Raw genomic sequence first — 21,503 nt, forward strand, 5'->3', positions numbered from 1 at the left:
GGCCAGCCTTTTGGTTAGGGATGGTTTCCCGCCGAGTGGCCTCAAATATAACGGAATCAGGAATTTAAAGATGTTTACCATTGACACCCGAATTCGGGAGGGGAGTGTAGAGTTTCTTCTGCACCCCCTGAGTTTAAGCCCTGAGACGAACGAAGCGCCAGTATTCGGGGTGCTTCGGGGCCAGTTTCAATTTCTGACTGGTACACAGGAATTTCAGCTGGAGTGGGGCCATAAGGAGGATGCGCAGGAACCTGCGGGATGGGGCGCCATCCCGATCCCGGAATTTGATGAGCCCCTTTGCGAAGTGAAAGTTCACGGCGTGGAAAACCATAATTCGCTCGCTGTTCCTTTCGAATTGGGGCGTCACCGGGTGGCGGGTCTTTGGTTGGAGTCTGAAGAGCAAGTCGCGGCCTCGCTTTTCCGTCCAGGTGATCGCGTGCAAGATGACGAAACCCTGGCCTTCCAAGTGGATCAGCTCCTGCGGTACGCAGACTGGCGGCGTGAGACAGCTGCGCCGCTGGCTGTCATGCTCGCATATAAATCTGTCGAAGGTCATGCTCCGGATTCAAGTATGGTGCTAGCACAAGAGGTGCTATCAGAAGTCATTGGGAATATTGAATTGCTTCAGCCCGATAAGGAGCATCGGAAAGACAGGGAGCAGATTCGTCTATCGGCAACGATGGCGTTAGTTCACGTATTGCTGATGCGCCGTGCCTATGCAGAGATCGAGCCTGTCATCGATCGGGCACTCAACGGCTTCCGGCCATCGACCAAGGCGAATCCATTCCATCACGGGGAAAACCGTACCCGGCTTCTTCTGTTGAAGTCGGCGGTTCTTGCTCATCGTGGGGATCGCAGTGAATCAAAGGAGTATCGAGTGTACGCGCACTATGCGGCGCAGGAAGCCCTGATTCATATTAAACCGAGCCCAACATTCTATGGGATCGCAAACAGGATAATGGAGACGGTGCGCTGTGCGCTTGGAGAGCTTCGGCCGAAGGATGTGGCCAAGTTTTACCTCCGGCTTCGCAGGCCAACAGAAAAGGCGGAAAAGCTTATAAAAAAGCGGTTGGTTGAGTATCTTGAGGCCTACGTGGGTCAAGAGACGTCCAGCGCAAATGGTCAACCCAGGAAAGTGTCAGGGGGAAAGGGTTAAGGATGGATATTGTCATCATAATTCCTGCGCGGTATGCGTCATCGCGTTTTCCGGGCAAGCCGCTCACGAAGATCAATGGCACGACGCTTCTTGAACGGGTCTGGAAACGGTGCGTGCCGGTTCTGGGCGAGGAACGTGTCGTGGTGGCGACGGATGACCAGCGCATCGCGGACCACTGTGCTGACAGGGGCATGCAGTGGGTAATGACGCCTGACAGCTGCGCGACCGGGACCGATCGGCTGGCGGCCGCCGCCGCATCGTGCCCGGCGGATCTGTACATCAACGTGCAGGGGGACGAGCCGCTGATCGAGCCAGCGGATATCCAGAAGGTGATTGATGCCGCCAGGGCGAGACCTGGAGCCGTGGTCAACGCGTATTGCCCCATCGCGGACGAGCGGGACTACCACAGCTTGACGGTACCCAAGGTCGTGGCACGACAGGATGGGCGCCTGCTGTACATGAGCCGAACGGGCCTGCCCGGAAACAAGGAAGGCGGATTTCGGTGGGCGAACAAGCAGGTGTGCATCTATGCCTTCCCGCCCGAGGCTCTGCGCGACTTCGCGGCGCATGGGGGCAAGACCCCGCTGGAGGCCGAAGAGGATATCGAGATCCTCCGATTCCTGGAGCTTGGCTACGAAGTGGAGATGGTGCCGGTTTCGGGGAGTTCGATTGCCGTGGACGTGCCCGAGGATGTGGCCCGGGTTGAGGAAGCACTGGAGGCGCGGAGTGGCTAGCATGCAACGGCGGTTGAGCGACTACAGGACGTTCGTGTTCGACTGTGATGGCGTTCTTCTCGATTCGAATCGAGTGAAAACCGACGCCTTTTACGAGGCAGCGCTTCCCTACGGGGAGGATGCGGCGCGCGAGCTAGTGCGTTACCACCGGGAACATGGCGGTGTCTCCCGTCAGCGGAAGTTCGGTTATTTCCTCGAGCGTATCGTGGGCGAGTGTCCAGGATCCGAAGAGGCTTACGACGAGTTGCTGAAGCGATACGCCCGGTGCGTGCGGGAGGGTCTGGCGTCCTGCGCGGTGGCTGAAGGTGCCGAGGAGCTACTCGAGCGGTTGCCGGGCGATGCGTGGCGCTACGTAGTCTCCGGGGGCGCAGAGGACGAAGTGCGTTGGGTCTTGGCGGAGAAGGGACTCGTCCGGCACTTTCACGGGATTTATGGCAATCCGCAGGACAAGGCGGACCTGGTAGAGAGGGCGGCCGGTGAACATGGCTGGGCTGAGCCATCGCTTTTCGTGGGAGATGCACGCTACGACCATGAGGTGGCGATAGGTCACGGCATGGACTTCCTGTTTGTGTCCGGATACTCCGAGTTTGTGCAGTGGCCGGAGTATGTCGATGGCCACGATGTGGCATGCGTTGCGCATTTGTCGGAGGTGATCCCGTGAGCGATGTGGATCATCCCAGTGTGCCACGCAATAGAGCGGGACTTCGCGTAGACAACCTTATCGCCTTCGGTTTCCCTTTTTCTCCTATAAAAACGTCGCCTTTCACGCGTTTGGACAATGGTCCCGGCGTTGTGCGTTCGCTTCTGGATGAACTCAACGCCCGGATGACACTCGTGTCCCGCTCTGCCAAGTATTACGTCACTGATGAGCGGACTTATACGCTGGACTGGAATTTTTCGCTTTTTTATGAAACTGGCGTCCAGTCTAGCTGCGAAGCGTTGGGCTGTGATGTCTACGAAACTATTGCGCCCCATGAGACGTTGCTCATGGAAATGATGGGACGTCGATTTTTACAGGTTGAAAAGGATGTTGCATCGCCCGGCTTCCACATCTTCGAACAAAGGCGGATGGAGTTGCGGAACCGGGTCGCCCATTGGGCCCGTCTGATGGAGGAACGGGCGTTGACGGGATATATCAATTCGAACTGCCCGCACCTTGTCGATGACCTGATTGTGTACCTGCTGGCGAAAGGGAAAGGGATGCCGGCCGTGTTTCCCTACCGCCTTCCGATCGTTCCGGGGGTCAGCGCCCGGCTCTACCTGCCCGCAGGTTTGTTCGAGCATCACGCGGTGCACGGCGCTGACGGCCGTCTCATCCGGCCGGAGGAGATTCCCGAGAGTGAGGCGTTGGCCCCTTTGCCGGCCGATCTGGAAGATATTCACCGCGAGGTGGTCGAGGGTGGCAAGACACTGGGCGAGCTCTCCGCCCAGCGGCTGAGCGAGCGTGGCATTGTCCGGCCAGGACAGTGGGCGCGGCCATTTATCGACTCGCGGGTTCGAGGGCCCCTCGGGTGGCTGGCGGCAGTCGTTGGACCGCAGCGCCGCAAGGCGCGGGTGATGCGGAACCTGCTGGCAACCGAGCGGGCGAATCAGCGACGGCTGGGGGAACTGACCCACGGTGCGAGGTTGCCGGAGAATTTCATCTACTTCCCGTTGCACATGCAGCCAGAGGCCAGCACGAATCCGCTGGGCGCCTTTTTCTCGGACCAGCTGCGTGCGGTGCGGTTGCTGGCGGAGGCCCTGCCGGCCGGGTGGCGGTTGGCGGTGAAGGAACATCCGAACCAGCAGCTCGCCCTGCGCCCCGAGGGCTGGTATGACGCTCTTGTCAGTACGCCGGGGGTCACGTTGGTGCCCATGGACTGGGACTCGTTCGCGCTGCAGCGCGAGAGCCGAGCCGTGGCGACGGTAACAGGGGCGGCGGCCTGGGAGGCGTGGCTGACGGGCAAGCCGGCCATTGTGTTCGGCCACATTCTGTACCAGTCGGCCCCGGCTATCTTTCCGGTGCGGACCCGCCTGGAGGCGCACAAGGCGCTGAGGGCGATTCGGCAGGGGCGTGCACCGTCGCCGGCCGAAATCCGGAGCTATCTGGGACGGCTGGCCCACCTGAGTTTTCCCGGGCATTTGGATGCCTACATCAATCCGTGTCTGTCACCGGAGCAGCTGGATCCGGAGGAAAACGATCGGGAGATCGGCCGACGGCTTGCCCGAGCGCTGGAGTATCAGGCGGGTGGTTCCTCGGTATTCGCGGAAGGTGTCGAACACACGGAGCAAACGGCATGAAGGGGTTCAGCTTTGCGCGAGAAGACGCTTTTGCACCGGGCCAGGCTCGCGGCGATGCGGGTTCAGCGGAGGTCGGGCCCCTCGCGGTGGCGGTGATCAACTCCCCCATGCATGTGTGGCAGATACGGGAGGCTTGTGCCCACTGGGGTGTGTCACCGCAGGACGTCTGGGTCGTCGTATTCAAACAGTCAAGTGTGAACGGAGAGACGCTGGAGCGCACGCTGGACGAGATTGGCGACTGGGGCCGCGTGTTCTGGCTGGCGACGCCGCCGGCGTTGCGGACCGGGTTCCCAGGCCTTGCCTCGGTGCTTCGGCGCGAGCGGCATCGCGCGGACTGGCAACGCCATCTGGCCGGCGCTCGGGGTCCAAGGTTCGTCATGGCGGCATTGAACCGGTTGCCGGTCAATCGTCAGGTCGCAGCGTGGCTTGGGGGCGAGGAACTGATCTGGCTCGACGATGGCACCATGACACCGACGCTGGTGCGCAAGGATGCGGTGCGTGGGGCAGGGATGCCGGGGAAGCGCAAGGCGGGCAGCAATAAAGTCGGGAAGGGTGGCACAAGTCGCCAATCCACTCCGCGCGAGGATCAGGGTCGAGGATCGGCTGCATCTTCCAAGCGTAAGCGGGCTCGGCGAAAAACAGGCGGGAAGCGCGCCGGGAGACGCCCCTTGATTCCGCGCCCGGTTCGGCGGCTCATCAAAACCATTCCGGGGGCAGCAAGGCTGTGGGATCGCATTGGCCCGCGCGGGGCTGGCCTGATTCAGGCAGTGGATGCGCGGTTTCAGCATTACAGGGGGCTGTCTCACCTACCGGAACCGTTGATGGAGATCGATACCGGCGCACTCAAACGGGCGTATCCGCGAGCCCAGACCTACTTTACCGTTGCGGAGACCTGGCCTTTACCGCCGGGGCGCTGGGAGCCCAATCGGTTGGGCTGGCTGCGGGATCGGCTTGAAGAGTCATCCCCGGATGCCAGCGAGCTACACTTCCTGGGGGCACCGCTGGTCGAGCGAGACGGCGTGCCGTTTGCGGACTACATCGATTGGCTGCGGCGCGTGCAGCAGGATTCGAGCGACGGCCGGGAGATGGTGTATGTGCCGCATCCCCGCGAGAGCGAAGAATTCCTGGGCAGGCTCGCGAAAGAGCTCGATATCGAGATCCGCAGCCTGGGGCTCCCGTACAAGATCGCGCTGGCCATCATGCAACGGCGGCCGGCTGTCGTGGCCAGTTGGTTCTGTTCGGCACTGGAGCATCTTGAGGTGGTGGGGTTGCCGGACCTCCAGTTGGTGGCCTATCGCATCCCCGCTTTCAAAAGTACGTTGTCGAAAAAGCGCAAGGCGAACCAGGCGGCCATTTTCGGGGCAGCCGACGCGTTCTATCGTCGGCACGAGAGCGGTAGCGGGATCGATGTCCGGCCCGTTCCCGTGTTGCACCAAGCGCTTGTCGCCGAGACCGGGCAGGAAGCGGTGCCACCACCGAGTCGTACCGTGAGCGCCGATGCCCGTTGATGCCAACGGCGAGCGGCCGTTGCTATCGGTAATCGTTCCCGCCTTTCAGGCCGAACGATGGCTGCCGGAGTGCCTGGATTCACTATACCGGTGTGGTGTCCGGGGCCCGGAGATCATCGTGGTCGATGATGGCAGCACTGATGGGACGGCGGCAGTAGCCCGGGCGTGGCAGCGGTCGCATGGCCGTGTCCAGCTGATTCAGACGGGCCACGAGGGCCCGGGGTGCGCGCGGAATGCGGGCGTGGACCAGGCCCGGGGTCATTTCCTCGCGTTTGTGGATGCGGACGATGTGATTCCCCGCGGTGCTTTCGGGCGCTTGCTGGCGGTGGCCGACCGGGACAGAGCCGACGTCGTGCTGGGGCGGATGCTGCGGTGCGGCGGGGATCAGCCCGTGCGTCGGGTGTTTCCCGGTTTCAGCTCGCTTCCTCCGGGCCCTGTGGACTGGAGAGAGGAACCGGCCCTGCTGGTGGATACCGTGGTGACGGCCAAGGTGTACCGCCGTGCGTTCTGGATGAATGCCCGGTTGCGGTTTCCCGAGTGGGGTTGCTACGAGGACATGCCGGTCGTGTTGCAAGCCCATCTGCGCTCACGCGGGACGAGCCATTTTCGTGGATGCGTATATCGATGGCGGCGCACGCCGGGTTCGATTACGACTGGCGAGAAAGGTGGAGCTAAAGTAGATGGCTGGTGGCGCTCCCTGATGAAGTGTCACGCAGATGCCGCGCAGCTTCTGGAGCGACCGGAGCTCCGGATTGTAGAGAAGGAACTGGCACGCCGGAGCCAACGTTGGCTGGACAAGTTGTTCAGGGAACAGCCCGGTCGAGTTGATGCATCGGACGGTGCGAAGAATCTGGCCATGACATTTGTCTCGGCGCGAGCTAGAGATTCACTGCTTGATGCCGTGCATCAGCATGAGAAGGGGGCCCATGGGGCGAGCTGAATCCAACACGTCCCCGAGCGTCGAGCTGTATCTCGCCTCCACGCCGCTCCAGATCCTGAACGCGGTGGAAGCGAGGTATGCGCTTGGCGATGCCGGCACCAGGGCGGTCCTGATCCTGTTCCAGCGGCGGTGGGAGCACTACACCGCCGCCGCGACGCTTCCCGACCCATTAATTGCAGCGTTTGACGAGGTGCTCCCTTTGCACCTCGATCTCCCGGCATCGGATGGAAATCCTTGGACAGCCGTTGCCGCATTGTCGCGCAACCGGCGATCAGTCCTGGGGGTACTGGCACGCCTTTCCGAGTTCCTGATTGACAGGGTCGTGGTAACGAACCAGTGGAATCGCGACATGCGTTACCTGGCGGCGAAAGCGCGGGCGGAGGTCGTTTTCGCCGACGATGGCACGAGCACCGCGTCGTATCTCAAGGCCTGTGCTGAATGGGGGGCAGGTGCGGATTGGTGGCTTGGTTTTGCAAGTCGAGGCAGGTTGGTGAATCTGGCGGCGGCCCTTCTGTATCGGCTGATGTATGGCAGGTTCATGTTGCGGAGTCGGCCGGATCTGATGTTCACGTGCTACTCGGCGCTAGCGGAAGAGGCTGGATTCCCCGTGGTGGCCAACGAGTACCGCTGGGTTCGTTCGATGTTCGGGGTGGTGCGGAAGGGGGCGGATTCGTCCGGCCATTTTCTGGGTGCGCCGTTCGTTGAGCGCGGAGAGGTTTCCAGTCAGGAGTATCTCCGATGGTTGCGTGAGGCCATGGCACATCATCCCGAGTTGAACTGGATCTACATTCCGCACCCCGCAGAAAGCGGGAGCTGGCTTGAACAAGTCAGTCGAGAAACGGGTGTGGAATGCAAGCGTATGAATGGCCCTTACGAGTTGAGCCTGTTTGAGGAGGCTTGGCCGCCCGCGGTGATCGCGAGCTGGTTCAGCAGTGCGCTGGAGAACCTGCAGATGCTGGAAATCGATAGTGAACTGTGGGCGTACCGGATCCCTGATGGGGCTCTGTCGAGTTCGACACTTCGTCTTGCAGCGCAGGGGTTTTATGAGCGGAACACCAGTTCCGAGTCTCGCATTCTCGTCAAGGATCTGACTTGAGCAAGATCGTGTAACGCTTGGCTTATGGTGCTCGCGGTTCACAAGAGGGGAAGCTGAGGCTGGCGGCGGCTCGGCAATCGCCCCCAGTTCCTCTTGGCCGTGATCACTGACTGGGCCTCGCATCGCGGGGCCTGGGGCTGAGCTTCACCCAGCCGGGGAAACAGATGCAGAACGGCTTAATCGAACGGTTCTATGGCAGCTCTCGCCGCAGGGTGCGGGACCTCTACGCCTTTCGAATGCTGGCCGACGTCCGAGAACACACCGAGCAGTGGCTGCGGGACTACAACGAAGCCATACCGCATGGGTCACTGGAGGGTCTCACGCTGGTTGAAGGCCGAGAGCGACACCTCCCGGAAACCTCCAGTTATACGTGGACCTAACCCGGGGGACGACACATATGAAGACCGTGATGCTGTGCACTGACAACGGACTGGAGACGGTGGGCGGGGAGCAGGAGTCCACCCGGATCATCGCCGAGTGTCTGCAGCATCGGTTTCGGATGGTGGTGGTGCAGCCGGGGAGGGCGCCTGACGGTCGCAATCGAGTCGAGTATCGGTCGGTGGCGCCTCGTGATCGCCTGAAGAAGGTGTTTCGAAATCCCTTCGCGGCCCTGGCGTTTGTGTTGCGCCTGCGACGGCTGATTTACGAGGAGCGCCCGGATCTGATCCATACCCAGGGGCAGGCGAGTTTGCTGGCGGTCGTCCTGCTGCGGCGGTCCGGGTTTCTGCCTGGGGGGGCTGCCCTGGTGCATACCGAGCGGGGCATTTTTACCAAGTACGGCCCTGTGGTGCGTGGGCTGTTGCGATGGGCCCTGCGCGACCTGAATGCGATGGTATGTACGACAGAGCTGAATCGGCGTTATTGGGAGCCGGTTGTGCGGCAGGCCGCCAGCGGCCTGCGTATGGAGGTGATCGGGAACTCGGCCGGACCGGCCTATGAGGGGCTCGAGCCCCGGGGGGCACGACGGCATGCGGCAGGAGGTAGGCTCGTGGTCGGGTTTTCCGGACGGTATGCGGACTGGAAGGACTGGCCGCTGGCGGTCGAGATTGTTCGGCGGGTCGAGCAGCGCGTTCCCGGCGTGGTCGAGTGGCGCATGGCCGTGGGGTGTTCGGAGGCTTCGGAGTTGCGGGCGGTGGACGGGATGTTCCGGGAACTGGAGGAGGAGCTGGGCAGACGCTTTTCCGGAGAAGTTAACCGGTCGCCCGCGACCATGGTTGGCTTTTACGAGGAACTGGATGTTTTTGTGTTGACGACCAAGCCGGGTTGCGAGTCGTTCGGGCGGGTTTTGGTCGAAGCGATGAGTGCGGGATGTGCCGTGTTGAGCACCGACAGTGGGGGTCCCCGGGAGGTGATCGGCGATGACCGATTTATCCACCATGACGCTTCCGGGTTTGCCGCTGCGCTGGTCCATTTCCTTTCGGACCCGGTCGGGCTTCTGGAAGTGGCAGCGCGTAATCAGGCGCGGGTACGGGCCTATTATTCACTCGAAAACTGCTGCCGCAGGTATTTTGCGTTATACACGTGTTCATTGTAGGGCGCGATCCTGAGGCGGACGTGCCGTTGTGCCACTGTCGGGCGCTTGCCGGCTCCGCCAAGGACCAGGCTGGTTCGGTCGTGGGGATAGCTCCCTCGGGGGGCTGTGTCTCTGGTGTGGTGAGCTCAGGTGCCGTGGTGGGGGGGCGCCTTGCGCGCCAAGAGCTCGCGCTCAAGGGCCGCGGCCAGTGGTTCCAGCGGTACCAACATGGGGGCAGTGAGGCCTTTTTCCGTTCCCGGCTGAGAGCAGGGAATAACGTGATGGTTCAGGTTGCGTTGCTCGCAAATCCTGTAGAAGCAGGGAACCCGGTGTCGGTCCGGGAGGAGTTCGACAACGGTAGTGCCGGGTTGGCACCACATCAGGTTGGTTAGCCCTGCGCCGTGCGTGCCAACCACCAGCCTTGCCGAGGCGAACAGGTCGATCTGTTCGGATACGCTCATCCCGGACAGCTCGAGCACCTCTATTCCATAATGCTGGACCAAATCGCGAACATCAGCCTCGTTTCTGACCGTGCGACGAGCGCTGTCGCCCCTGGAGATATACAGCAAGCGGCCTGCGCCTTGCGCGACAGGAGGCAAATTGACTGAGCGTCGGATCCTGTCAACAAGCCCGGGGCTAACACGTGCCTCCCCCTTGTCGCGGACCGGCACAATGAGTTCATCCGCCGTTAAACGTTCATGGTCGGCGTATCGAATGACTTGCGCCGGGGCGATGCCGACCTGCTCCAGTATCTCGTCCTGCCAAGTCTGTCCCGCATGGGATATCAGAAAGCGATCAGGCTGGAGGTGCGAAGGAAGTGTATCGCGAAGCATCAGCAAGTCTCCTACCGTATCCATCCAGAAATGGTAGTAGTTGTAAGCATCGCTCACTTCGTTGCCCAGCAAGGCCACCCGGCCCTTGACGTGAACGCCATTTTTCTGAAGTTGGCCGCCCTTGTGGAAGATCGCCCTTATGCGCCGGGAAAACAGATAAGGCGAACCCGGGTACTCTACACGGCGAAATGAGTGTACGCGCACGGCAGCGCGCCGAGTCAATGGACGCTGGCTCGCGGTGTTCAGCTTGAGCATGCAGACATGTGCTTTTTCGACGTGGCAGACACCCGCGAGCCCAATCGAATCCTCCTCATACCATCGAAGAGCGTCCCCGCCACGGGTTGCGGCACACGAGTCCCTGCCTGATACCCAACTGCTTGTTTCCACATTGATCCAGCGTACTGCGCCCGTCTTTCCGGGCCCAACTGACGTGATGTCCTCAAGCGTATCCAGCACTTTGCGCGCTGAAAGTTTTGCCAACCGAGCGGGGTTGAGTATCTTTGTCATCGGGCGCTTTCCTTGGCGATCATTTTTTTGATCAAGCGAGCCCTGAAGCGCGCAGCTTCCGGAACCACGCAATGGTCTGCTCGAGGCCTGTCTCTAGTGGAACGGTGGGCTGCCACCCGAGTTGATTTCTCGCCAGAGTGATGTCCGGTTGGCGTTGCCGTGGGTCGTTCTCAGGTGAAGCGTGGTGCACCAAGGGGGATTTTGACCCTGTCTGCTTGAGGACCTGGTGGGCCAATTCCAGCATGGATATTTCTCGCGGGTTCCCCAAGTTGACGGGGCCGGTGAAGTCGTCGTCCGTTTGCATCAAATCTATTAAGCCTTTGACCATGTCGTCGACGTAACAGAATGAGCGAGTCTGTTCGCCGTTTCCGTATATCGTGATTGGCCGTTCCTGCAAAGCCTGCACTACAAAGTTCGAAATGACACGACCATCGCGTGGTTGCATCCTTGGCCCATAGGTGTTGAAGATGCGAGCGACCTTGATCGGCATCGCGTGCTGACGCCGATAGTCGAAGAAAAGCGTTTCGGCGCAGCGCTTGGCTTCGTCGTAGCATCCACGCGGACCAATGGGGTTCACGCGGCCCCAGTAGTCTTCCTTCTGGGGATGAACCTCCGGGTCGCCGTACACCTCGCTGGTCGATGCCTGGAGGATTCGGGCTCCCGTTCTCCGGGCCAGACCCAGCATATTGATCGCGCCATGCACGCAAACCTTGGTGGTCTGCACGGGGTCAAACTGGTAGTGCACCGGTGAGGCCGGACACGCCAGGTTGTAGATCTCGTCCGTTTCCACATAAAGTGGCTGGGTAATGTCATGCCGCATCACTTCGAAGAATGGGTTTTGCACAAGGTCTCGGATGTTGTCGCGGGACCCTGTGAAAAAATTATCCACGCACAATACTTCGTGGCCTTCCTGCAAGAGGCGCTCACACAATCGCGATCCCAGGAACCCGGCGCCCCCCGTTACCAGTACTTTCTTTCGGAGACTGTAGTGCATAGCGGTAATCCTTTTCTTGTGAGCCCCTCGTCAAAGGGGGCGCTACCTCCGCCCCGGAACGTGATTCAAATGACTGCGCTTTTTGTGCGACAGTTCTAGCGGGTTTGCTCCATCCGAGGGTGGGCCATCATGACGACTTCATTACGGCTGGACAGCACGGCGATGGCTTCCAGGAAAGCCGTTTCCGGGGGTTGCTAGAGCGCTCTTTTGGCTCCGCTAGCGCCCGAGTAGGCGTGACAGCGCGCGCGGGCGAACCCGATCACTGACGTCTGGAGTGGCAGGGTGTGGCGTTCGCCAGGCTCGCGCTGGATGGCCGAATGGTCAGTGCGATCTAATGGAACCCAAGCACGATAACCCGAACCCCGTCGAGAGCTGGCAAGTGGCACTCTACTCAATATAAGTGATCCAGTCTGTTCGGAAACCCGCAGGGTACCACTCCTTGGCTCGATAGCCACACCAATACTTTGGGGCAATGAAGTAAGCATCTCTTTTCCTAGTGGGTTGCGCATAAAACGCACCCCACCATGCAAACGAACTTGCAGACAAGATTCCACCTTTGCATTCTGCCATGATCGCAAGGTCCAGTTCTGCAGTGTTGTTAGAAATGAATAGCGTTTCCGATTCTTCAAAGACATCGTGCAGGTAGTTCTGGTCATCGCTCATCAAGATAAAGACGGGGTTGCGTACTTTGTCTTTTATCATTCCCATGGCGCGCCTGTACCAAGCCAGGTCCATCACAGCGGGATAGTCTTTCGATGGCCAATGCAGGTAGTCGCCCCTTCGGACATGGATAAAGACAATGAGATCGCGGTCAATCCTGATGTCTCTAGCGTGCAGCCAACGAGTTGCACGTTCTCGCAGATCAGGTTTTAGATTGGGCGCATATTCTAGATTGTTTACGACATCACGATGTTGGAAGTATGCATCGCGTGAAACAAAAACCATCCAGAGCAGGCCTTTTCGGGAGGTGATATTGAAATGTTCTGGATTTGGGTCTTCTGTGAGTAGCCCAAGGATGCGGATTTCGGCGAGGAATCTTGCGATTCGCTTTAGGCGCCGAAAGCCCATCCAGCGCGGCATCTTGCTCTTGGGTATACAATGTGCCTCAACATGATCGAAATAGTTGTGGATATCATCGAAGCCAAACAGGATCAATCGATCATCAGGAAAGTATTTCTTGAATCCGCAATACTGGAAAAGCTGATTCCCGAGGCGTCCATTTTCAAAAAATAAGATCACGGGACCCCCCCAGATCTTTAGGAATTGGGAACTTCGGTGGGTAGTGTATTGGGCTCTTGAGCCGCGGGGCAAATAGAGGTGTCGGGTGGAGAAACGGGGACAGATGCACTTCCGCCGCAGGGATCGGAGGGGGGTATGCCAAGGATGGCGCGAGTGGTGTTGCGGCCTATTCCGCACCATGTGGTCAGCGCGGGCGCAAACGTCAGGTCCTGTTTGCTGGGGGAAGGATTGCGTGCGGTATTGGGAGGGGCGGTCTGACTGAGCAGTGCGGGGGGTGTTCGGGTGTATGCGTACAGCCTGATGATAAACCATGGGCATCTGTTGCTGGGGCCAGGCGAGGAGGTCGCGGCAATGGGTCGGTGGAGGACGGTGCTGGCGTCGCGGGCGACTCGGTACCGCAATCGCCTGGAGAGTCGTTCCGGAACGTTGTGGGAGGGGCGCGACAAGTCGAGTCTGGCTCAGACGGAGGCCTATCTGCTGGCCTGTGCGCGGTATATCGAGCTGAACCCGGTGCGGGCGCGCATGTTGTCGTCCGCTGAGGAATACCCGTGGTCCAGCCATTGCCAGCGCCTGGGCGTGAGCTGTCAATAGGTTGTCGCCGGGACTCTGGCGGCATTGCTGTGTAAGCGGACCGACTATGTCCTGTTCCGGCGGGTTCAGGGATCCCGTAGGCGCATGCCTCCGGGCTGGAGTGCAGTGGTAATCTGCATCCCTGTCTCTGGCCGGAGTGCGGTTCGAAAATGATCCCGGTTGCACGTCCTTATCTTCCTCGTCGCGAGAAGCTTGATGCCTATCTGGATGGCATCTACGAGTGCAATGTGCTCACGAACAACGGGCCACTGGTGCAGGAATTGACACGTCGGCTGCGCGACTATCTGGATGTCGAGCACTTGTTGCTGGTGGGCAGCGGTACGTTAGCGCTGCAGGTGGCGTATCGCGCGCTGGGGGTTTCGGGGAGGGATGATCGCCCGCAGGCGATCACGACCCCGCTGAGTTTCGTGGCTACGGCCAGTTCGCTGAAGTGGGAGGGGGTAGAGCCGGTTTTTGCCGATATCGATACCGAGACCTGGTGCCTGGATCCGGACAGTATTCCGCCTCTGGTGGGGGGGCGCACTCGGGCTGTGGTGCCGGTGCATCTGTTCGGTAATGCCTGTGATACGGAGGCGATCGAGGCGGTGGCCGCGGCACACGGGCTGCCGGTGATCTACGATGGTGCGCACGCATTCGGGGCGCGCTACCGGGGGGCGAGTCTGTTGGCGCGCGGGGACGCGACTACGGTCAGTTTTCATGCGACCAAGGCCTTTCATACCGTGGAGGGCGGTGCGATCGTGTTCCGGCGTGAAGCGGACCTGGCGCGGGCGCGCACGCTGATCAATTTTGGGCAGGCCGGGCCCGACCAGATCGAGGGGGTCGGCATCAACGCCAAGATGAGCGAGCTGCAGGCCGCGATGGGGCTATGTGTGCTGGACGAGATCGAGGCCTGCCTGGAGCCCCGCCGCGAGGCATGGCATGCCTACGTGGAGGAATTGCAGACGCGGGCATGCCTGCAGCGCATGAACGGTGGCCTGGAGCACCACAGTTACGTGTATTTTCCGGTGGCGTTCGCGGACGAGGCCCAGATGCAGCGGGTCAAGGATGCCTTGCTGGCAGCAGGGGTGGGGGCGCGGCGGTATTTCTTCCCGGCGCTGGATCGGATTCCGGAGCTGAACCCCGAGCGGCCGGCGAGCCGCACGGCCGGGGATCTGGCGGCGCGGCTGCTGTGTCTGCCGCTGGGCTCGGGGCGGGACGCGACTGAGCGGGTGCTGAAGACTCTGCGCGCGGTGCTTCCGGGGCTGGGGAAGGCCGCCGGTGACGGGTGACGTTCCGGGTTATTGCGGTGGCGCCGCTTGCCGCCAGACGCCGGTCCGCTCGAGGGTTTCGACCGGGTTCATCCAGGTGGCATAGCTGTACAGGGATTTGCTGACCACCAGGTCGTAGGCGGGCTCGGGCCGCGAAAACTGCGGGAAGTCGTGTTCGGGCAGCCATTCGTTCAGCAAAAATCCAAGCTCGTCCTGCCCCATCATCAGCCGAGCGAAGGTGCTGCCGGTGGTGCGCAGGTTCATTTCCTGGGCCTTGAACTGTCCGTTCCGGTCCGCGCGAAACTGCACCGAGAGGGGGCCGGCCCCGCCATCGGCCACGAAGGCCAGGGCAAAGCGTCGGGCGAGGGCTTCCAGTTCGGGATGGGAAACCCGCTGCATGCGCGTGACGGCGCCGAAGTGGTGGTGGTTGTGCAGCACGAAGATCTCTCCGATCCGGCCATCCGGGGCAATGGGGATGTGGCAGGTGTAGTGGTTGACGCCCGGCACCTCCGCAAACAGGGGTTTGGGGCCGTCCAGCAGCTCGAAGTACGGCTCCAGGGCATCGCCGGGGCCGAGGAATTCCTGAAACAGATACCCGGTGTGGTGCGCAAAGTACGCGGCCTCGCGGGCGTCCCGTACGAAATAGACGCCTTGCGATGCGAAACCCTCGATGGGCTTGGCGACCATCGGATATCCGACCCGCTCCGCAAAGGCGTACAGCGCGTCAAGGTCGTCGGGTGACTGCAGGACCAGCGTGTCGGCGAATGGCAGTCCGTGGGTCGCGCAGAAGGTGGCGCTCCTGCCCTTGTCCAGCGCACACAGGACGGTCTCGAGGTTGCCGTAGGGTATTTTTCCGGGCAGATCGGGATGGGCGTCGAGCAGCTTCCATAACGCGGCGGTATCCGCGTCACGGGCGCTCAGGATCAGGTCGGGTCTGGTCTGGCGCAGGATGCGGGCCATGGCGTCGGGATAGTCCGGGGCGGCGGTCGGCGGGACCAGGTGGCATTCGTCGCAGCGGAAGTTGTTTGCGCTGGCTGCAATGCTGTTGGTGCCCGCAACGTGTACCCGGTCGCGCCGGTAGCACTGGTTGTACTCCAGGCTGTCCAGAACGTTCTGGCCCACCAGGCTGCCAACGCTGACGATGAGCAGGCGGATGTCGTGAAGATCTGCCAAGGTCAGGGTGTCTCCACAGGTTCGTCGGGAAGGGTGTATCCGAGTGCACGCAGGTCCAGCCCGGTCAGGCGGGCGGTCTTCTGGTTACTGTGTGTATAGCGATCGTGGACCCATGTGTCGATCTGGCGTGCGAGCCTGCGTTCGGTCGCGGCGTGCAGGCGCTCGGGCAGCAGGCCGCTGATGCGCCGGGCGAGGGCGGCTCCGTAGCGTTCCGGCTCGGAGCGCCGCCCGGGACGGTTTGGCGATGCCAGCAGCCGGTTCAAGGGACGCTGGAGCAGGCAGAGGGTGGCGTGTTGCCCCGGATTGACCCGTGATTCGCGCACGCGCACGGCGGGATTCAGGTCGACGAAGGACCGGATATGATTGACGAAGGCCAGCGGGTCGGTTTTCAGCCATTCGTAAGGGAGCACCAGCACGTTCGATGCCCCGAAGCTTTGCTGATAATGCGCCACGAGCGAGTGGTATTCGAGATACCCGCAATGGAACAGCGGGCTGTAGTCATCGAGCAGGGAAGATTGATCCAGGAACTGGCGCGGGCTGGCCGAAAGCCGACCTTGCCAGCCACAGACCATCCATTTGTAGATCGAGCGCAGCATGTCGCGCTGTTCGCGGATGACGAGGAGGATGCGAGCCTCGGGGAAGGTGGTGTGCAGGCGCTCGGCGAGCTCCCCGCGACCGACTTCGCGCTCGCGGCGCCGCAACCCGTAGCCGCCCCCGGCCGGCTGGCCCGAAAACTGCTCGTGGCTCAGTACGGCGACGGTGTCGCCGCGGTGATCGCGCGCCAGGAAACGGGTCAGGTGGTTGCGGGCAGAGCGGGGGCAAAATGCGAATGCGTCGGGTGCGAGGAACGTCCGCCTCAGCAAGGGGCGCGGTATTGGGCTCCGGAACCCGGCGTCGACGTCATCGAAGATGAGTCTCTGCAGATAGCTCGAGCCGGTCTTGTGCATACCGATGTGTATCAGCAGTGGGACGGGCATGGCTGGGGTAAGCGTTTCCTGTGCTCGGGCGGTTGCAACGGTCCGTACACAGCATAGCCAATGGCCACCGCGAATGCGCGGGCCCCGGAGGCGGGGGGCGGTCGGGGGGCGCGAACAGTGGAAGGTGTGATGGCGTGGAGGCCGTGCGCCGAACCATGCGGATCGAGGACCTGGATCTCGACTCGCTGAAGCGAGTGGACTTGATGATGGGTCTGGAAGCGGATTTCCGGGCGAAACTGGCGATCGAGCATCGGACCGACCGATTGCGGCTGGAGGAGGCGCCGGTCGAGATTCAGCGTTGTCGGAAGGAGCAGGGGCATTGTGGGGAAGGCGTTGCGTGACGAACTGAGATTTCTGGCGCATCGGCTGCGGGTCGGGCCGAAGATGCTGCGTAACCGGTGGCGCGCACGTGATCGGCGCAAGATATTCGTGATTGGCCGCAACAAGACCGGAACTACGTCAGTGCGCCGGACCTTCGAAGGTCTCGGTTTTCCGGTGGGCGATCAGCGTATGGCCGAGCGGCTCTATGATCGGGATTATTTCGAGGGGCGGTTCGAGGCCATCGTGGACTATTGCCATTCGGCGCAGGTGTTTCAGGATGTCCCCTTCAGTTGTCCCGGCACGTTCCGGCATCTCGACGTGGCCTTTCCGGGTAGCCTCTTTATTCTGACCGTTCGCGACAGCCCGGAGCAGTGGCACCAGTCGCTGGTACACTTTCATTCCCGCAAGTTTGGCCGGTCCGGCCAGGTGCCTACCGCCGATGATCTGCGCCGGGCGCGATACTCCCGGACGGGATTTGTGTACAACACGGTGCGGCTGCATGGCACGCCGGATCATGACCCCTATAACCCGGAGATCATGATGGCCCATTATCGGCGGCATAACCGCGATGTGACGGAGTATTTCCGGGAGCGGCCCGAGGACCTGCTGGTCCTGAATCTCGCCGAGCCTGGGGCCTATCAGCGTTTTTTGGCTTTCCTTGGCCTGCCCGATGATCCGGCGGGGGATTTCCCCTGGGAGAATCGCAGCTGATGACCTCCCCGCTTACGGATCGGAACCGGGCCCCGGCAAGAGCGGTGGAGCCGTTGTCGGAACAGGCATTGCTGGCGCGCTGGGGCGGATCCACCGAGCCCGTGGTCAGCATCCGGTGCCTGACCTACAATCATGCGCCGTTTATCGAGGATGCGCTGAAAGGGTTCCTGATGCAGCGCACCGATTTCCCGTTCGAGATCATCGTCCACGACGATGCATCCACCGATGGCACGCAGGAGGTTATCCGTCGCTACCAGGCGTGCTATCCGAATCTGATCCGTCCGATCCTGCAGACCGAGAACCAGTATGCCCTGGGGCGCAAGCCCTGGCAGGCGATGGACCCCGTAACCCGGGGTCGATACATCGCTGTGTGTGAGGGGGATGACTACTGGATCGATCCCGACAAGCTTCAGATCCAGGTGGACTTCCTCGAGCGGCATCCGAAGGTCGTGGTCTCCGGCCACGACGCGGTGATAGTGGATGCGCAGGGGCGTGTGCTGACGCCCTTGAAGTTGCCGAAGTACGCGCGGCGTGACTTCTCGGCGGTCGAACTGGAACACGGCGATGGGCCCTTGCTGACGCTGAGTCTGGTCTATCGCAACGTACCACTGCCCTGGTGTCCCGAGCGCAGCCTGGTCCGCAATGGCGATCGTTTCCTGCTAGTGTTGCTCGGCGCGCATGGCGGCAGCCATCATCACCTGGATGTCCGGCCTGCCGTGTATCGGCTGCATCAGGGCGGGGTCTGGTCCGGCCTTTCACGTAGACAGCAGCACGTCGAATATGCCCATACACGCTGCATGATTCATCGTTACTTCCGGCGTATCGGGCGCGAGGACCTGGCTCGGCATTTTCTCGATCGCTGCCGCGACAACTACGCGCTGACCATCCCTTTCTCCAGGTTGCTTCGTGTACTGGTATTTCGCTTGGCGGATTGGGAATGGGTGCGGCGGTGGTGGCGGGGCTTCGCACCGTTCCGGCCACCGCGGCCCTGAGTGCCGCGAGTGGCGGCGTGGGGCCTGCCGACTTTGCGCCGGCCTGCTAAGGTGCGGGTTGCGGATGACGGGGGCGAGGCATGGGCCGGACGATTCTGCTGGGGTTGAACGAGATCAATTTTGACTATGTGCGGCGGTACGTGGAGCGCGGGCATCTGCCCGGGTTTCGCGACCTGATGGGCGAGCATGGGTTGATTCGAACGCAGGCGGAGGACCGTTACGAGCGGCTGGAGCCCTGGATTCAGTGGGTCACGGTGCATACCGGCCGCCCGTACGAGGATCACGGAGTGTTCCGCCTTGGCGATATCGTCGGGCAACCGGTGCCGCAGTTTTTCGAAGACCTGGAGCAACAAGGTTTTCAGGTGGGGGCGATCTCGCCCATGAACGCGGAAAACCGGTTGCGTAGTTCTCCGTATTTTGTCCCCGACCCCTGGACGGGCACGCCCGCATCCGGGGCGCCGCTGGTGCGGCGCTTGGCGGGGGCAGTGGCAAAGGCCGTAAACACTAATGCAACCGGTGGAGCGGGGACGCGGACTCTGCTGGATGTGCTCGTTGGCCTGTTGCGCTATGCGCGGCCACGTCATTATCCGGCTTATGCGCACCTGATCGCCTGCGGTCTCCGCCGGCAGTGGCCGCGGGCGATGCTGCTGGATTTGCTGCTGTATGACCTCCATACAGTGCTATACCGAAAGCATCAGCCGGATCTTTCGGTTCTGTTTCTGAATGCCGGCGCGCATATTCAGCATCACTACTTTTTCAATTCCTCGGTGGGAGAGACCGGGCGTCGCAACCCGGATTGGTATGTGGCGGCAGAAGCGGATCCGGTGCTGGAGGTGTATGCCCTGTACGACCGCATGCTGCGTGACTTGCGCGCCCGTTTTCCGCAGGCGCGCCTGATTCTGGCTACGGGGCTGCAGCAGGTGCCTTATCCGGAGGTGACCTTCTATTACCGACTGACGGACCATGCCGAGTTCCTGCGACAGCTCGGTATCGACGGAGTCGTGGCGGTGGAGCCGCGGATGTCGCGCGATTTCCTGGTGCGGTTTGCGGATGCCGAGGCGGCGTGGGCTGGCGAGCGCGTGCTGCGGGGCGCTTGTGACGAAGAGGGGCGAGCATTGTTCGAGGAGGTCGACAACCGCGGTGCGGAACTGTTCGTGAGCCTGACATATCCGCACGAAGTCCGCCCCGGTACGCGAGCCGTGAGCGCAACGGGCCGAGTGATTTCCGACCTCGCCGCTCACGTGGCTCTGGTAGCGATCAAGAACGGTCACCACGACACCACCGGCTACTTGATCGACACGGCGGAACAGTCGGCGGAGGCACGGAAGGTGCCGCTGGCCTCGCTGCACGAACGAGTGATGCGCGCGGTTCAGGGGCCAGGGGGTGACTCACTACGCGGGAGTGACCGGACGCGGGCATCTGCACCCGATGTCGCCGAAAGCGTATGATCATCGCGCTGACCGCCGACCGGATCTGAGCTTGATCTGCTGCGAGCGCGGGAAGGCGAACGCTCCCCCTCGCTCGGTACCCAGTTTCCAAATATGCCTCTTGAGAGACCGAAAGCATGGACCCGCACTCACAGGACGTTCGCGACGGACGACTACACCCGACAAACCACTGGCGGCCTTAGGGGGGGTGTGAACAGGGTCCTGATAACCGGCGCGAGTTCGGCGGTCGCGTATTACCTTGTGCCGCGCTTGCAGGCTGGCGGGTTCGAGCCGGTTGTGGTCGGGCGGAATCCGCCGGGGTTCGGCGGGACGGTCGAGCGGTGCGAAATCGATCTGGCGGATCCAGCGCAGTTGGCGCGCTTGCCCGAGGCCGCTGCCCTTGTGCATGTCGCGCCGATCTGGCTGTTGCCGGGGCTGCTGCCGGTCCTGCGTGAGCGCGGAGTGCGCCGCCTGGTGGCGTTCAGTTCTACCAGCGTGCAAACGAAGCGTGATTCGCAGGTGCCGTCGGAACGGGCTTTGGCGCGTCGTCTGGCAGACAGCGAAGGCCGAGTGATGCAGGGCGCGCTGTTCGCGCGGGCCACCATTCTGCGACCCACGCTGATCTGGGGTGGTGGTCGCGATCAAAGCATCTCGTCGATCGCGCGCTTTATCGAGCGTTTCGGTTTTTTTCCAGTCGAAGGGGCTGCATCCGGGATGCGCCAGCCGGTGCATGCCGATGATCTCGCTGCAGCATGTCTGGCCTTGCTGGAATTCGCTGACCGGGGAACGGGGGTATTCGAGTTTGCCGGGGGCGAAGTGTTGTCCTACCGAGAGATGGTGGAACGGGTCTTCGAGGCGCTGGGGCGCCCGCCTCGCATTGTGACTTTGCCGCGTCCAGCGCTGCAGTGGGCGGTAAGTGCGGCGAGGGTCTTGCCCCGGTTTCGCGGGTGGACGCCGGCCATGGTGGCGCGCATGAACCTGGACATGCAGTTCCCTTCGCTACATGCGCGCGCGATCCTGGGGCACGAGCCGCGCGCCTTCGTTCCCTCACGAGAAGACCTCGCCCTCGAATAGACCTGTCACTTCGAAAGCGTGAATTCATCACGCTTTCCTAGGGAGACGCTGATTGAATCGCGCGTCCGCGTTGGTGCCCCCCAGTTGTTCGAGACAAAACGTTCCGAGACAAGGCGCGTCGTGCAGCGGGTAGTGGTTCTACTGGCAAGCGGCGCAACGCAGGATCGGGGAACAGGGGGCACAAACCCCA

20 protein-coding genes and 1 pseudogene are annotated in these 21,503 nt (G+C 61.7%); 16 read left to right on the forward strand and 5 right to left on the reverse strand.

The window, feature by feature from the left end; genetic code table 11:
• Nucleotides 1-70 precede the first annotated feature (70 nt).
• From D106_RS15075 to D106_RS0105360, 9 genes are all read left to right on the forward strand, one after another.
• Nucleotides 71-1,156 (forward strand): hypothetical protein, encoded by a 1,086-nt coding sequence (locus D106_RS15075; protein WP_155986316.1) that lies wholly within the window; start codon nucleotides 71-73, stop codon nucleotides 1,154-1,156.
• A 2-nt stretch (nucleotides 1,157-1,158) separates the two neighbouring features.
• Nucleotides 1,159-1,890 carry a 3-deoxy-manno-octulosonate cytidylyltransferase gene (locus tag D106_RS0105320; RefSeq protein WP_018879430.1) on the forward strand — a complete coding sequence of 244 codons (732 nt, stop codon included), beginning with the start codon at nucleotides 1,159-1,161 and terminating at the stop codon, nucleotides 1,888-1,890.
• A 1-nt stretch (nucleotide 1,891) separates the two neighbouring features.
• On the forward strand, nucleotides 1,892-2,551 hold the full coding sequence (locus tag D106_RS14210) for an HAD family hydrolase (RefSeq protein ID WP_038045581.1): 660 nt from the start codon (nucleotides 1,892-1,894) through the stop codon (nucleotides 2,549-2,551).
• Between the two features lie 164 nt (nucleotides 2,552-2,715).
• Nucleotides 2,716-4,170 (forward strand): hypothetical protein, encoded by a 1,455-nt coding sequence (locus D106_RS0105335; protein ID WP_018879432.1) that lies wholly within the window; start codon nucleotides 2,716-2,718, stop codon nucleotides 4,168-4,170.
• A complete protein-coding gene (locus tag D106_RS15255; protein WP_018879433.1) occupies nucleotides 4,167-5,678 on the forward strand; it encodes a hypothetical protein in 1,512 nt (503 codons plus the stop codon). The genes D106_RS0105335 and D106_RS15255 overlap by 4 nt, the downstream gene beginning before the upstream one ends.
• The gene (locus D106_RS15260; RefSeq protein ID WP_018879434.1) at nucleotides 5,668-6,618 is read left to right on the forward strand and encodes a glycosyltransferase family 2 protein; all 951 of its coding nucleotides are present in this window, start codon (nucleotides 5,668-5,670) and stop codon (nucleotides 6,616-6,618) included. Before D106_RS15255 ends, D106_RS15260 begins: the two co-directional genes overlap by 11 nt.
• A complete protein-coding gene (locus D106_RS0105350) occupies nucleotides 6,605-7,714 on the forward strand; it encodes a hypothetical protein (RefSeq protein WP_018879435.1) in 1,110 nt (369 codons plus the stop codon). Before D106_RS15260 ends, D106_RS0105350 begins: the two co-directional genes overlap by 14 nt.
• A 137-nt stretch (nucleotides 7,715-7,851) precedes the next feature.
• Nucleotides 7,852-8,094, forward strand: a complete 243-nt coding sequence (locus tag D106_RS15370) for a transposase (RefSeq protein WP_369773049.1) — start codon at nucleotides 7,852-7,854, stop codon at nucleotides 8,092-8,094.
• A 17-nt stretch (nucleotides 8,095-8,111) separates the two neighbouring features.
• Entirely contained in the window at nucleotides 8,112-9,248 is a 1,137-nt protein-coding gene (locus tag D106_RS0105360; RefSeq protein ID WP_018879437.1) for a glycosyltransferase family 4 protein, read from the forward strand.
• Nucleotides 9,249-9,373: 125 nt separating this feature from the next.
• Here the strand turns inward: D106_RS0105360 and D106_RS14220 are convergent, their stop codons facing one another.
• The 3 genes from D106_RS14220 to D106_RS14655 form a co-directional block, all read right to left on the reverse strand.
• Nucleotides 9,374-10,567 (reverse strand): DUF563 domain-containing protein, encoded by a 1,194-nt coding sequence (locus D106_RS14220; RefSeq protein WP_231372855.1) that lies wholly within the window; start codon nucleotides 10,565-10,567, stop codon nucleotides 9,374-9,376.
• 31 nt (nucleotides 10,568-10,598) lie between these two features.
• Nucleotides 10,599-11,561, reverse strand: a complete 963-nt coding sequence (locus D106_RS0105370) for a UDP-glucuronic acid decarboxylase family protein (protein WP_018879439.1) — start codon at nucleotides 11,559-11,561, stop codon at nucleotides 10,599-10,601.
• A 387-nt stretch (nucleotides 11,562-11,948) separates the two neighbouring features.
• On the reverse strand, nucleotides 11,949-12,800 hold the full coding sequence (locus tag D106_RS14655) for an alpha-1,2-fucosyltransferase (protein ID WP_196994410.1): 852 nt from the start codon (nucleotides 12,798-12,800) through the stop codon (nucleotides 11,949-11,951).
• A 135-nt stretch (nucleotides 12,801-12,935) separates the two neighbouring features.
• Between D106_RS14655 and D106_RS14225 the strand changes: the two are divergent.
• Together D106_RS14225 and D106_RS0105385 are read left to right on the forward strand one after the other, a co-directional pair.
• Nucleotides 12,936-13,376, forward strand: a pseudogene (locus D106_RS14225) (transposase); the annotation flags it as partial.
• A 164-nt stretch (nucleotides 13,377-13,540) separates the two neighbouring features.
• On the forward strand, nucleotides 13,541-14,659 hold the full coding sequence (locus D106_RS0105385; protein ID WP_018879442.1) for a DegT/DnrJ/EryC1/StrS aminotransferase family protein: 1,119 nt from the start codon (nucleotides 13,541-13,543) through the stop codon (nucleotides 14,657-14,659).
• Between the two features lie 9 nt (nucleotides 14,660-14,668).
• On the opposite strand, the gene D106_RS0105390 is transcribed toward D106_RS0105385, so the two are convergent.
• Both D106_RS0105390 and D106_RS0105395 read right to left on the reverse strand, forming a co-directional pair.
• The gene (locus D106_RS0105390; RefSeq protein ID WP_018879443.1) at nucleotides 14,669-15,811 is read right to left on the reverse strand and encodes a hypothetical protein; all 1,143 of its coding nucleotides are present in this window, start codon (nucleotides 15,809-15,811) and stop codon (nucleotides 14,669-14,671) included.
• 2 nt (nucleotides 15,812-15,813) lie between these two features.
• Nucleotides 15,814-16,788 carry a sulfotransferase gene (locus tag D106_RS0105395; RefSeq protein ID WP_018879444.1) on the reverse strand — a complete coding sequence of 325 codons (975 nt, stop codon included), beginning with the start codon at nucleotides 16,786-16,788 and terminating at the stop codon, nucleotides 15,814-15,816.
• 134 nt (nucleotides 16,789-16,922) lie between these two features.
• Between D106_RS0105395 and D106_RS0105400 the strand changes: the two genes are divergently transcribed.
• From D106_RS0105400 to D106_RS0105420, 5 genes are all read left to right on the forward strand, one after another.
• Nucleotides 16,923-17,129, forward strand: coding sequence for an acyl carrier protein (locus D106_RS0105400; protein WP_018879445.1), 207 nt, complete (start codon nucleotides 16,923-16,925; stop codon nucleotides 17,127-17,129).
• Complete coding sequence (locus D106_RS0105405; protein WP_026280582.1) at nucleotides 17,122-17,820, forward strand: sulfotransferase; 699 nt, start codon at nucleotides 17,122-17,124, stop codon at nucleotides 17,818-17,820. The genes D106_RS0105400 and D106_RS0105405 overlap by 8 nt, the downstream gene beginning before the upstream one ends.
• Nucleotides 17,820-18,812, forward strand: a complete 993-nt coding sequence (locus D106_RS0105410) for a glycosyltransferase (protein ID WP_026280583.1) — start codon at nucleotides 17,820-17,822, stop codon at nucleotides 18,810-18,812. Before D106_RS0105405 ends, D106_RS0105410 begins: the two co-directional genes overlap by 1 nt.
• An 80-nt stretch (nucleotides 18,813-18,892) precedes the next feature.
• The gene (locus D106_RS0105415; protein WP_018879448.1) at nucleotides 18,893-20,260 is read left to right on the forward strand and encodes an alkaline phosphatase family protein; all 1,368 of its coding nucleotides are present in this window, start codon (nucleotides 18,893-18,895) and stop codon (nucleotides 20,258-20,260) included.
• A 189-nt stretch (nucleotides 20,261-20,449) separates the two neighbouring features.
• Nucleotides 20,450-21,313, forward strand: a complete 864-nt coding sequence (locus D106_RS0105420) for an NAD(P)-dependent oxidoreductase (protein WP_018879449.1) — start codon at nucleotides 20,450-20,452, stop codon at nucleotides 21,311-21,313.
• Nucleotides 21,314-21,503: the final 190 nt, after the last annotated feature.

Source organism: Thioalkalivibrio sp. ALE9, from assembly GCF_000377445.1.
Taxonomy (GTDB): domain Bacteria; phylum Pseudomonadota; class Gammaproteobacteria; order Ectothiorhodospirales; family Ectothiorhodospiraceae; genus Thioalkalivibrio.

What these genes read in the sequence shown, in the direction of transcription:
- D106_RS15075 (WP_155986316.1), top strand. Translation starts at nt 71, where the DNA reads ATGTTTACCATTGACACCCGAATTCGGGAGGGGAGTGTAGAGTTTCTT.
- D106_RS0105320 (WP_018879430.1), top strand. Translation starts at nt 1,159, where the DNA reads ATGGATATTGTCATCATAATTCCTGCGCGGTATGCGTCATCGCGTTTT.
- D106_RS14210 (WP_038045581.1), top strand. Translation starts at nt 1,892, where the DNA reads ATGCAACGGCGGTTGAGCGACTACAGGACGTTCGTGTTCGACTGTGAT.
- D106_RS0105335 (WP_018879432.1), top strand. Translation starts at nt 2,716, where the DNA reads ATGACACTCGTGTCCCGCTCTGCCAAGTATTACGTCACTGATGAGCGG.
- D106_RS15255 (WP_018879433.1), top strand. Translation starts at nt 4,167, where the DNA reads ATGAAGGGGTTCAGCTTTGCGCGAGAAGACGCTTTTGCACCGGGCCAG.
- D106_RS15260 (WP_018879434.1), top strand. Translation starts at nt 5,668, where the DNA reads ATGCCCGTTGATGCCAACGGCGAGCGGCCGTTGCTATCGGTAATCGTT.
- D106_RS0105350 (WP_018879435.1), top strand. Translation starts at nt 6,605, where the DNA reads ATGGGGCGAGCTGAATCCAACACGTCCCCGAGCGTCGAGCTGTATCTC.
- D106_RS0105360 (WP_018879437.1), top strand. Translation starts at nt 8,112, where the DNA reads ATGAAGACCGTGATGCTGTGCACTGACAACGGACTGGAGACGGTGGGC.
- D106_RS14220 (WP_231372855.1), bottom strand. Translation starts at nt 10,567, where the DNA reads ATGACAAAGATACTCAACCCCGCTCGGTTGGCAAAACTTTCAGCGCGC.
- D106_RS0105370 (WP_018879439.1), bottom strand. Translation starts at nt 11,561, where the DNA reads ATGCACTACAGTCTCCGAAAGAAAGTACTGGTAACGGGGGGCGCCGGG.
- D106_RS0105385 (WP_018879442.1), top strand. Translation starts at nt 13,541, where the DNA reads ATGATCCCGGTTGCACGTCCTTATCTTCCTCGTCGCGAGAAGCTTGAT.
- D106_RS0105395 (WP_018879444.1), bottom strand. Translation starts at nt 16,788, where the DNA reads ATGCCCGTCCCACTGCTGATACACATCGGTATGCACAAGACCGGCTCG.
- D106_RS0105410 (WP_026280583.1), top strand. Translation starts at nt 17,820, where the DNA reads ATGACCTCCCCGCTTACGGATCGGAACCGGGCCCCGGCAAGAGCGGTG.
- D106_RS0105415 (WP_018879448.1), top strand. Translation starts at nt 18,893, where the DNA reads ATGGGCCGGACGATTCTGCTGGGGTTGAACGAGATCAATTTTGACTAT.